Annotated in this window: 13 protein-coding genes; 4 read left to right on the forward strand and 9 right to left on the reverse strand. The window is 34.8% G+C overall.

Features of this window, described 5'->3' with window-relative positions:
* Positions 1 to 145: 145 nt before the first annotated feature.
* From CJD30_RS10985 to CJD30_RS11000, 4 genes are all read right to left on the reverse strand, one after another.
* On the reverse strand, positions 146 to 697 hold the full coding sequence (locus tag CJD30_RS10985) for a recombinase family protein (RefSeq protein ID WP_294919035.1): 552 nt from the start codon (positions 695 to 697) through the stop codon (positions 146 to 148).
* A 342-nt stretch (positions 698 to 1039) separates the two neighbouring features.
* Positions 1040 to 2599, reverse strand: a complete 1560-nt coding sequence (locus tag CJD30_RS10990) for a DUF4105 domain-containing protein (RefSeq protein WP_294919037.1) — start codon at positions 2597 to 2599, stop codon at positions 1040 to 1042.
* Between the two features lie 7 nt (positions 2600 to 2606).
* The gene (locus CJD30_RS10995; protein WP_294919039.1) at positions 2607 to 2891 is read right to left on the reverse strand and encodes a hypothetical protein; all 285 of its coding nucleotides are present in this window, start codon (positions 2889 to 2891) and stop codon (positions 2607 to 2609) included.
* An 11-nt stretch (positions 2892 to 2902) separates the two neighbouring features.
* Positions 2903 to 3721, reverse strand: coding sequence for an autotransporter domain-containing protein (locus CJD30_RS11000; protein WP_294919041.1), 819 nt, complete (start codon positions 3719 to 3721; stop codon positions 2903 to 2905).
* Between the two features lie 618 nt (positions 3722 to 4339).
* On the opposite strand from CJD30_RS11000, the gene CJD30_RS11745 reads away from it, so the two are divergent.
* From CJD30_RS11745 to CJD30_RS11010, 3 genes are all read left to right on the forward strand, one after another.
* Complete coding sequence (locus CJD30_RS11745; RefSeq protein ID WP_366722941.1) at positions 4340 to 4615, forward strand: helix-turn-helix domain-containing protein; 276 nt, start codon at positions 4340 to 4342, stop codon at positions 4613 to 4615.
* A complete protein-coding gene (locus CJD30_RS11005) occupies positions 4530 to 5648 on the forward strand; it encodes a tyrosine-type recombinase/integrase (RefSeq protein WP_294919043.1) in 1119 nt (372 codons plus the stop codon). The genes CJD30_RS11745 and CJD30_RS11005 overlap by 86 nt, the downstream gene beginning before the upstream one ends.
* A 192-nt stretch (positions 5649 to 5840) precedes the next feature.
* Entirely contained in the window at positions 5841 to 7019 is a 1179-nt protein-coding gene (locus CJD30_RS11010; RefSeq protein ID WP_294919044.1) for a site-specific integrase, read from the forward strand.
* Between the two features lie 20 nt (positions 7020 to 7039).
* Here the strand turns inward: CJD30_RS11010 and CJD30_RS11015 are convergent, their stop codons facing one another.
* Entirely contained in the window at positions 7040 to 7633 is a 594-nt protein-coding gene (locus CJD30_RS11015) for a GNAT family N-acetyltransferase (protein ID WP_294919046.1), read from the reverse strand.
* Positions 7634 to 7639: 6 nt separating this feature from the next.
* Entirely contained in the window at positions 7640 to 7822 is a 183-nt protein-coding gene (locus CJD30_RS11020) for a hypothetical protein (protein WP_294919048.1), read from the reverse strand.
* A gap of 270 nt (positions 7823 to 8092) precedes the next feature.
* Here CJD30_RS11020 and CJD30_RS11025 point away from each other — a divergent pair, with 270 nt between their 5' ends.
* Positions 8093 to 8317 (forward strand): hypothetical protein, encoded by a 225-nt coding sequence (locus CJD30_RS11025; protein WP_294919050.1) that lies wholly within the window; start codon positions 8093 to 8095, stop codon positions 8315 to 8317.
* A gap of 36 nt (positions 8318 to 8353) precedes the next feature.
* Here the strand turns inward: CJD30_RS11025 and CJD30_RS11030 are convergent, their stop codons facing one another.
* From CJD30_RS11030 to CJD30_RS11040, 3 genes are all read right to left on the reverse strand, one after another.
* Entirely contained in the window at positions 8354 to 8551 is a 198-nt protein-coding gene (locus tag CJD30_RS11030) for a hypothetical protein (RefSeq protein ID WP_294919052.1), read from the reverse strand.
* A gap of 328 nt (positions 8552 to 8879) precedes the next feature.
* Positions 8880 to 9275 carry a hypothetical protein gene (locus tag CJD30_RS11035; protein WP_294919054.1) on the reverse strand — a complete coding sequence of 132 codons (396 nt, stop codon included), beginning with the start codon at positions 9273 to 9275 and terminating at the stop codon, positions 8880 to 8882.
* 468 nt (positions 9276 to 9743) lie between these two features.
* Positions 9744 to 10121 carry a hypothetical protein gene (locus tag CJD30_RS11040; RefSeq protein ID WP_294919056.1) on the reverse strand — a complete coding sequence of 126 codons (378 nt, stop codon included), beginning with the start codon at positions 10119 to 10121 and terminating at the stop codon, positions 9744 to 9746.
* Positions 10122 to 10254 lie beyond the last annotated feature (133 nt).

A 10254-nucleotide genomic window follows, 5' to 3' on the forward strand; every position in this document is an offset into this window, starting at 1 on the left:
CTAGATAGCTTATACGATGTTTATTTTTATTTATTTAAACGTGTTAAGTAAGCTAGAACTTCCTATAGGATTTACTTGATAATGCCCCTAGCTATAATATGCCTAATATAGCGATTGTCCTCATTCAAAAGATAAATATTCTGCGTTATGTATTAGCAGGCAAATGTCTATAAAGGGTTGGGATTGATACACCTAATGTTTCTGCAACATCTTTAGGTAATGTTCCTGCCTCTAAGAGCTTTTTAGCCATTTTGATTTTATCATCTGTAAATAATCGTTTTCTTCCACCTGTTCGCCCTTGAGCCTTTGCCACTGCTAACCCTGCTTGTGTTCGTTCAACTATTAAAGCTTTTTCCATTTCAGCTAAAGCACTCATCACATGGAAGAAGAAACGCCCCTGAGCCGATGAGGTATCTATATTATCTGTCAATGATCTAAAATTAACTTCTCTTGTACTTAGCTCATTGACAAAATCTATCAGCCCTTTAGTGGTACGCCCAAGGCGATCTAGTTTCCATACAACAAACGTGTCACCTGCTCTAAGCTGTTCCAATGCTTTAGCAAGCCCTTCCCTTTCTGTTCTAGAACCACTGATTTTATCATCATAGATTTTCTCACAGCCTGCTTGTTCCAAGGCTTGAATCTGTAAATCTAGATTTTGATCTTTTGTTGAGACACGAGCGTAACCTATCAGCATTTAACTTTCTCCTTATTCTCAAAACTCATCTGTATTATAGCATTTGATAACTTAATTATGAGAATATATTTTGAGAATGATGAACGCCCTGTTTTGATTGATTTATTCTCAAAATGAAATCTTCTCACAAACGATGGTTTATAAGAATTTCATAAGACGGGGGAGATTATTAGATTTTAAGGTTATTTTTTAGCATGTGAGGTGAGGAAAAATCCTCAAAGATATTTTGAAATAGAGTTATAAAATTATAAGTCTATGAGAAACATTTGAGGTTATTAGTGTAAAAGGTTATTTCTGTTTAATCTGACAGAATGACCTCACTTATTCGTTAGCTCACACAAACTAGAAATGGTATCCGATACCCAACATAAGCCGTTGATTTTCTTGACCGTTATTCTCGGTATAGCGTACGGTAACGTCGAATGTATTGATTTTGCGCTCAAACATCAGCTCAGTTTGATAAAAATCACTGCCGATAAATTTATGGTAATACCCTGCACCGATTCGAGTATTATCACTGAATTCGTAATAAGTACGTATGCTCGGTTTGAGATAAAAATCGATATTCTCAAATCCACCGTTCAATGTCATATAGGTGATCAGATTGCCTGTGCGAACGGGTAAGCCTTTACCGAATTCATTTTCGTATCGCAATCGGTAGTCTTTATTTTCTCTATTTAAACCCGAATGAAAGTGAAGTGATGAGTATTCATCAAAAGAGTATTTATTGAAATTTATCAGATCAAATCGATTTAATGAGGTGTGATCATTTTTGATATCCAGTCCGATTGTTAGCAACGACAGATCGGCACGTTGTTCAATTTTTTTATATTGTGTTTGGATACTTTTATCGTAGTACGAATAGTTTATTGCTATTCCATTCGAATCTTTACGAGAATAAGCATCGATAGAAATTGTAGAGGGATCATTGATGATTGAATCAGATGGTTTATTAAAATCTGTCCAGTCAATTGTTTGAACTGTATTGTAATTAACTTTAGAATCCTGTTTTTTTAAATAGTGAAATTTTTCGTTTTTGGTTAAATTGTTGTCATTATATTTGTAGTGATAATCGTCTAATGTTATCGAACCCATTTGAGTTATTCTATCGCTATAAATCTTCGATAATTCAGACGGTGGATCGATGAAATTTGGATAATCGTTAGCTCCCTCATGGATAAGACTTAATAGGTCGTCAAGATAGGAGGTACAGTTTCCGTTTAAATAATAGTACCTTAAATCTATATGGTCAAGCTCGTAAAGGTGATAAATAATCATTCTTGACTCTTCAGGAGTCAAATTTAATTTATAAAGAATAAAAGAATGGTTATCAGCAATTTCTTTATTCAATTCTTTGTAAAAATATTTATTATGATACCGTGCTTTGTAGTTACCGCTAAAGCCGTCATGAAGATGGTCAAAAATGAATTGCTTTTTTATTTTTGCGGTAACGTCAACTGCTAATGCAGAGTCATAAGAAGTGTTTTTGTTTTTAAACAATAAATAATTATGTCCAAAGGCACTTTGGGTAGAAGAAAAAGTACCAACTTTATAGAGCAAGTCTATTTCGTCAAGAGGAAAGAAGCTGACAAAATGTTTTAGCTTTGTGCATTCGTTTAAATTGTACTTTGGCAAATCCGTTTTCGATTTGAGCCATATATATCGTGCAGGAAAACGGCAAGCGATTTGTTGCCCGTCTGAAGAATTCAATACTTTGAGTGTTGCATTCAATTCTTCGGAAAGTGTTGGGTTTAATTTGCCTGAAAGGAAAAATTCTTGAGATGAAATACTATATGTATCATTTTTGTAATGTAATAGTTTTTTCCAATAAGATTCATCAGAAAATAAGACTTCAGCATACGAATGCTGAAAAGTCAAAAATAAAAATAATAAAAACCTCATTTTGGCCTTAATATAAACATTCACCAAATGCGCCATATTGATGACATTGAGGTGTTGAAGTCGTAGTATTATTAATAATATTATTTGTATTATCGTTTATCTGCATTGCTGGTGTTGGGGCTATATAGGTTGCATCATCATCATCCGACGGGGACGACTCTTCAGAACAAGATAGAGTGGCTGATGTAGTGGCTGATGATTGTGTAGAAGTTTCGTCTGCATTAAGTGTAGTTGTATTAAATACTAATAATACGCCTAAAAGACCTGCTTTGCCGAGATTTGCTATTTTCATATTATTATCCTTTAGAATTTTTTGATGAGATTGAATCCGAGGCTGTCACCCGAACTGTAATCTTTACCGAAGATTTTTGAGAATGAGAGACCAACGATCATATCTTTAGAAAGATCTTTATTTACTCCTGTTCCCCAGCGGAAATAGGTTTTATCCCCTGTTTGTGTTGTGAACGCTTCATTAGAGACATTGTACTGTAAGCTAACATAAGGAGTATATCCTTGGGTATTCCATGTCTGTTTTGCACCAACGGTTAGATAACTAATATCATAAGTGCTTCTTCCTACTGCAGTTCCGCTTGCATTGGTATACGATTGCGTTTTATTATTGATGGTTGTTACCATAGCACTGAGAGCCATAGCTCCTTCAAACGTTTGAGGAATAGCTTGTGTCAATCCTCCGCTGAAAATCCATGAATTGACATCGATAGAATCACTGGCAGGATTTCCGCTTACAATCTCCGAAGAATCAATAGCCGTTTTACCGTACAATGCTGAGAAACTCACGTTTCGGCCGTGTCCGATGTATTTCGACGCGGCTAAGCCCAATGTCGTTACATCGACATCACTGTGACGGCTGTTAGCATCGATATCGGTATTATTGCTAGAATACCCGATGATCCCTGTCCCGATCCAGCCATTGTATACAGGCTTACTCAAAGTTGCAATCGTACCGTATCCTTTAGTTTTACTTTCTGCTCCAGGATAAGAGTAAGATGCATGATTGCTTGTTGCACCTATTGACAATACCATTGAATCATCTGCACTAAGATAAGTACTTGCACACAATGATAATAGGGTAAGAAGCATCTTCTTATTGGTTAAACCCATTGTTATACCTTTAATTGAATATTAAAAAACAGATGATAATAACTGAACAGTGTTGCAATTACGTTGCATTTTATGAATCTAAATTCAGTATTATGCTTATTCTTTAATAATTATGGTATAACCATTATCTTTCTTCTTGTTTTTTTCTCTCATGATGACTAAACTTTCAATCTCAATTACGTTATAAAACGCTTAGAAACTGGTGTAAGGACAAACCTGCCCTTTACAAAAAGATCATGCAGGGCTTTCAGTTTGAAGAGGCTATAAAAGAGGCTAAAGAACACTATGAGAGATTAAAAAAGCTTTCAGAAGTTGAATAAAACGAGTGCCAATATCATAAATACACTTAAAATAAAATAAATACTATTGACTTTTAAGCAAAATTATGGTATAATGTGTCATCTTACAAAAATAACTCGTGCGTAGTATAGTGTAATAAAACACTTCTCCCTTGTAACATAGACCTTCCATACTAGAGTTTCTATTTTATCCTTTGATAAATACTCTGTAAATATTTTTAACTGAAACCCTTTTTTATGTAAGAAATTAATCCCTTAGGATATTTTTATGTCAAAAAATCAAAGTATCAAACAAAACAAATCTATATAAAGAGCTTAAATGAAAGGCTTTTTAACATACGAGCAAGTAGCTGAGTATTTCAGCATATCAGTCTCATTTATCAAAAAGAAAATGTCTGACGGTACATTCCGTCTTAATGTACACTATTTCAAACCTGACGGTAAAAACGGTATGATTCGTTTTGACGCTGTTGAGTTGGAAAAGTGGATGCGAGGAAAGGAAATCACGCATGAAGCTTTACAGCAGAGCGGGAACTCTGTATCTAACATACTATCACGGGTTCGACCGAATCCGCAAAAGTACAGGACTGCCTGATACAAAGGAAAACCGCAAGTTCATTGAAAACAAAGTCATCCCTGAGCTCCTATTCGAGCTTAAGTGTGGACAAAAAGAAGAAAAAGTCATTCCGCGATTCGATCATTATGCGGATATATACCTAAGCGAACAGCAGAACCGTTTAAAGGCTCATACATTCAGCAAATACTCTCGAATACTCAAAAACGAGATCATTCCCTTTTTTGGGGGACAGCAGATTGATTTAATAAAAACAACCAATGTCCGGGTGTGGGTCAATAAACAGCTCGAAAAAGTAGTTCCGAAAACCGTTGCTGAAAAACTCACGATTTTACGATCTATTTTTCGTTATGCGTTTGAAGATGAGATCATCAATCGAAACCCCGTCGATGCAATCCGATTACCTGCACGAAGCAAACCTGATATTGAGCCGTTTACAGTCGAAGAAGTTACTTTAATGCTGAATGAGTCTGAGGATTGGTATCGCAACTATTTAGCAGTAGCCTTTTACACGGGGATGCGAATCGGGGAGATACTAGCTCTCAAATGGTCAGATCTTGATATGAACAAACGAAAAATTCACGTTCGGCGATCTATATCGCAAGGTGATGAAACAACACCTAAAACGCTCGGATCAGTTCGACAAATACCGATATTTGATACCCTTTGGACATATCTGCAAGATCAGTACCGTTATACGGGATTATCAGGTGGTTATCTATTCGTCTCAAAAGCTACGGGCTCAGCATTTAATGATGCAACCTCATTACGGGATGCTCGCTGGATACCTATGCTCAAACGACTAGGGATACCGTATCGTCAACAAAAGAACACACGGCATACATTCGCCGTTCAAATGCTGAACAGCGGAACAATGAAAATCACCGATATATCTAGGCTTATGGGTCACACTTCGACACAGATGCTTTTAACACGATATGCAAAATTTATTAAGTCGGAAGAGATAAAAATCGAGGAAAAATTTGATTTGTTTGGGCTCAAAACGGGCACAAATGAAAAAAAGGTTGTTGGGAAAGCCCTAAAAATAGGGTAATCTCGTGGTACCAGTGGGCGGACTCGAACCGCTAATCTAGCATTTTTCATACCTTATCAAATCTCTCAAAAGCTCTTCAAATTCCCTATTTTAGGCACTTTTAGATTTTTATTCATTTTGCAAATTTAGTCAAAAATTTCCATTTTTTAGCACCTATGGTGTAACATAGGTGTAACAAGAAAAGGAATTATCATGGCAAGATTTACTGCTTCCGGCAAATTCACCGGAGTCAAATACGAAACCTTAGATAATAATGATCGGTCATATTATATCGTATATAAAATTGCGAGCAAAAGTAAGACTGTGCATATAGGAAAACGCTCAGAGGGGATAACAGAAGAGTTCTGCCATCAGAAACGTAACGAAGCTATCAACCGTGCGAAATTCGGTGATGATGCACCAGTTGTTAAATACAAAAAAAAGAGTATTGCCACTCTTGATGAATTAGCTGAATTGTATTTCGAAGATAAAGCATTACACAATCGAAATAATGAAAAACGACGTAAGGACTACAAGAAACATTTTTCTCCCCTCTTCGGGCAAACCGACATCACTGATATTAGTTCTGAACTGATTGAGAAATGGCAGAGAGACAAATCCAAAGAGATTTGTGAAGCTACAAAACGTGTGTATGCTTCCAAGACAATAAATAATCTCATAAATGATTTATCTGCAATTATAAACCATGCAATTTCCAAAGGGAAATTCAAAGGTGATAATCCGATTAAGTCTATCAAAAGACAAAAGGTTCAAAACGAGCGTCAACGATATTTATCCATTGAGGAAACAAAAATATTGATGCAAGAAATCCGTAAGCACAAGGACGGTGAAGTACTTGAACTCTTTGTAATTCTCTCCCTCTCAACAGGAGGACGTATTAAAACAATCTGTAATATCAAAGTTCAAGACATCGATTTTACAAATGGTATTGTCACCCTACTCGACTTTAAAAATGGAACACCATACAAGGGGTTTTTATCAAAAGAGGCAATGAGTCGTTGTAAAGAATGGTCAGCTAAAAATCATTTCAAACGAACTGATTTTTTGATTAGCTATGACGGAAAGAGACTATTTCAAGAAGATACCACAAATGATGAAGTGAAATTTATTTCAAATAGGCTCAAGCCTATTCTTAATCGTTTGTTCAATAACGGTATTGAAGCGAGCAATGCAATTGATAGAGCCGTAATACATACCCTCAGACACACATATGCAAGTCAATTAGCGATAGCGGGAACACCGATTTTTACAATTCAAAAACTAATGAATCACAAGGATATAAGCCAAACTCTTCGCTATGCGAAGTTGGCTCCTGATACGGGAAAAGATGCTGTTTTGATGATGTCAAATGCCCTGTTAGGATTCCAATAGATACTTTTATATTTAAGTATTTAAGCTCTTAAAACTTCACTAATATCAGGAAGATCAAATTGATCGCAAAATTCAATCATACTTGGAATAATATCTACCAATTCACTTGGTTTGAGTAGGTCATAAATCATAAAAACGGTATCACTACCCTCTTCTTTATTAATCTCTACAAAATCAAACTGTTTGTAAAAATCTATCGCTTCGTGCTTACTATCAACGATGATAGCTCTGCATCCGATTTTCTTTTGCTGTAAAACAGCAAGTATATGTGCAAACTGCATAAGCTTGGTGCCTACACCCTGACCACAATGGGTATCAAAAGTACATAAGCGTGTGATTTTGATAGCAGGTATGGAATACATAATCGAATTTGGTATATCAATATTACCATCCGCAACTTCACGTTCAATCGTAGCGACAGTGAAAGAGATAAACCCTAAAAAATGCTTTTCATCATCACAATACAGATAGGTTTGAAAAAGTCCCTCTTTCTGATGACCAAAAGCATATTGGGAAATATAGTTTTCTAAATCTTTATTTGTGCAGGAAAAGGATTTTTTCTGGCGATCAAACTCGCTTCTTGACAAACTAGACAAAGAAACGATTGAAGACATAAATCGTTAAGAACGAGCAGTTACGGGTTTATTATTAGCAAAAAGAGAGTGTAATTTACTTTTTTTCTCTTTGATATACGATGATGTTTTATTGTCTGCAAACATTGAAAATACTTTATTTGCATCTGCTCCTGAAAGGAGAATCCCGCTTTCTTCTTTAGCGTTTTGATTGATGTGTTTAACTGCCATGATGATAATTCTCCTTTTCGCAGATTTTATTAGCAAAAGTATAGCATATATTGAGTAATTAGCGCGTGTTGTTACTAGTAGAATCGATAAATATAAGCTTTTCGAGATGTCCCCGTCACGTTCTTCGTCTTACTCAGACTTTCTCTACGTGGCTTTTATAAAATACACAACAATGATTCTTTAACAAATTTAATATACAATTGAAAACAGACAGTTTATTATAGCCTTGGCGGTTGGAGGATACTAATGGATGAAAAATTTAGAAATCTGATGGACATATGGAGACAAAAGCTTCGTATATCAGACAATCACCATGCCAAATGGACTACATTAAAAGAAATCGGAAGTTTATTAGAACTCGATGATTATGAACTCATGAAAAAAGCATACACATTTGAACTTCACGTTACAGCAAATGTCACATCAATCAATAGTCGAATCAACACTGATACAGCACAAAGCTTCATAAAATTCGTACTCACCAATCCATCTTAACAACGTCTCTTTTATAACAGCTAAAAGCTATTCAGCTTATTTATAAATTTCTTCATATTCTTTAGGAACTTTTGACGTAATTTCACCATCAGGCATTTGAAAATACGCAACACCTCCACGACTATAAACATTTGGCACACCATTTGCAAGACTACGCGCTTGCGCTTCTTTAATAGCCTTTTTACCAATCTTTAAAATCATGTCTCGGAATTTATAATTTTCAATTGTTTTCATTTTTTATTCCTCAGTAAAATTATTCTCATACGGCTCATGTAGAATTATTAATTCACTTTCAGTAATTAACTAAACTATGCATGAAAAAAAGCACTTGTGATTTTACCGTTTAAACCACCTTCTTCAAATTCTCCATCATTCTGTATTTATTCCATCCCAAACTATCCACTACTCCGGCTTCTAAAAATTTACCGTTAAGTTCACTTGGATCAGCCATCATAGTTCAATTTGCAACTGCATCAACTGACATAGGCTTGCTTATATCTCAGCTGATTAGTTTGTTCATAAACTTCACCATATTCGTCTTAGAGGCTACATTCAATCATCCTCATTGATACATTGCATCTTCGCCGAAATTTCCGTTTTTTAAATCGATATTTTTGATATTCATATCAAGTCCGGGAATTTTTAGACTTTCTCCTTGAATTTCTGCGATGATACTATCACTAAGCTCTTTTGGAATCAAATCAAAACCACTTCCTTTCATGAAATTCAAAACTTCTAATTGTTTCTTTTTCTCATCTGATTTTCTAGTTAGAAGTTCTTTTGTTTCAATCTGATATTTCTTGATAGTTTGTGCTTGTGCTTCTTGGATTTGAGTTTTGATATGTTCAAATTTTTCTTTGATTCTTTCTACTTTTTGTCTCAAATCACTTTCCGAACTTGCATTTACCAATTCAGAGAAATCCACTTCTTTTACTTGAATGTCTGATTTGATACCCATTCTTTCATACATATCATTGGCTTCACTAAAAATGCCTTTTGAGATGTTGCTAATAACTCATTGCATATTCTCTTTATAACTATCTTTTCACCAATTCTTTCTAAGCTCAGATACTAGGTTGTCAAATGGCTTGTACAAGCCATTCAAAACAGCTCCGCTGTTTTGAACTTCGTTTAGTTGTTCTTTGCTCTCTGCTGTAAGCTTATCTAGTGCCTTTTTATCGATTTCCTCATCAAAGCTATATGAGCTTCAAATAAGGCTCATTTTTGATATTGGAGTATTTGAATTCAAATCGATACTCATCATTCAACCCGACTCTTTTTCGATTCATTTAACGATTTCATTTGTACTTAGACTATTTCATGAATTCATCTTCTCCAAATCTTTGAAATAGCTCTCAAAGCCTGAGTCTACTCCAAGTAAGGCATTTTTAAATTCTACGTATTGAGGATTATTTTTATCGGCTCATCATAGTTGGTCAATGATGGTTTTTAGTCTTTTTGGGTCTTTTAATGTTGTTAAGATTGATTGTAGAATCTCATCTTTATTCTTATTATCTTTTTCAGAATCTAATTTTTGAAATTCATCTGCTATATCTGGATTTTTTTCTAAGATTTGTGGAGTGAAAACAGATTTTATTTTTTTGATATCTACATCTAATTTTTGATTTTCTATATTGAGTTCATTGCTTTTAAGATCTTTTTCTGTTTTTCTTGCTTGAATCAAAAAATTTTGAATTTCTCGTTTTGATTTCTTAGACAGTTCGAGTAAAGTATTATCATCTTGTTTCAAAAGAATTTCTCTTATTGGATTATCTTGTTCGTCAGGTAAATCAAGTACTTTCATAACATTGTGGGCTTTTACAAGACGATTTGAATATTCAATCTGTCGCTTAACTTTTTCAACTTCTTGTGGTGTTGCTTGCGGTCTATTTATGGATTCCTTGTATTCTCAAAGATTATTGTTAAATTCCATAGCT

Source organism: Sulfuricurvum sp. PD_MW2 (assembly GCF_002633015.1).
Taxonomy (GTDB): Bacteria; Campylobacterota; Campylobacteria; order Campylobacterales; family Sulfurimonadaceae; genus Sulfuricurvum.

Bases quoted from the DNA above. Each gene is read 5' to 3' on its own strand.
- CJD30_RS11015 (WP_294919046.1), bottom strand. From the start codon at position 7,633: ATGTCTTCAATCGTTTCTTTGTCTAGTTTGTCAAGAAGCGAGTTTGAT.
- CJD30_RS11040 (WP_294919056.1), bottom strand. From the start codon at position 10,121: ATGAAAGTACTTGATTTACCTGACGAACAAGATAATCCAATAAGAGAA.
- CJD30_RS11025 (WP_294919050.1), top strand. From the start codon at position 8,093: ATGGACATATGGAGACAAAAGCTTCGTATATCAGACAATCACCATGCC.
- CJD30_RS11020 (WP_294919048.1), bottom strand. From the start codon at position 7,822: ATGGCAGTTAAACACATCAATCAAAACGCTAAAGAAGAAAGCGGGATT.
- CJD30_RS11005 (WP_294919043.1), top strand. From the start codon at position 4,530: ATGAAGCTTTACAGCAGAGCGGGAACTCTGTATCTAACATACTATCAC.
- CJD30_RS11000 (WP_294919041.1), bottom strand. From the start codon at position 3,721: ATGGGTTTAACCAATAAGAAGATGCTTCTTACCCTATTATCATTGTGT.
- CJD30_RS11745 (WP_366722941.1), top strand. From the start codon at position 4,340: ATGAAAGGCTTTTTAACATACGAGCAAGTAGCTGAGTATTTCAGCATA.
- CJD30_RS10995 (WP_294919039.1), bottom strand. From the start codon at position 2,891: ATGAAAATAGCAAATCTCGGCAAAGCAGGTCTTTTAGGCGTATTATTA.
- CJD30_RS11035 (WP_294919054.1), bottom strand. From the start codon at position 9,275: ATGGGTATCAAATCAGACATTCAAGTAAAAGAAGTGGATTTCTCTGAA.
- CJD30_RS10985 (WP_294919035.1), bottom strand. From the start codon at position 697: ATGCTGATAGGTTACGCTCGTGTCTCAACAAAAGATCAAAATCTAGAT.
- CJD30_RS11010 (WP_294919044.1), top strand. From the start codon at position 5,841: ATGGCAAGATTTACTGCTTCCGGCAAATTCACCGGAGTCAAATACGAA.
- CJD30_RS11030 (WP_294919052.1), bottom strand. From the start codon at position 8,551: ATGAAAACAATTGAAAATTATAAATTCCGAGACATGATTTTAAAGATT.
- CJD30_RS10990 (WP_294919037.1), bottom strand. From the start codon at position 2,599: ATGAGGTTTTTATTATTTTTATTTTTGACTTTTCAGCATTCGTATGCT.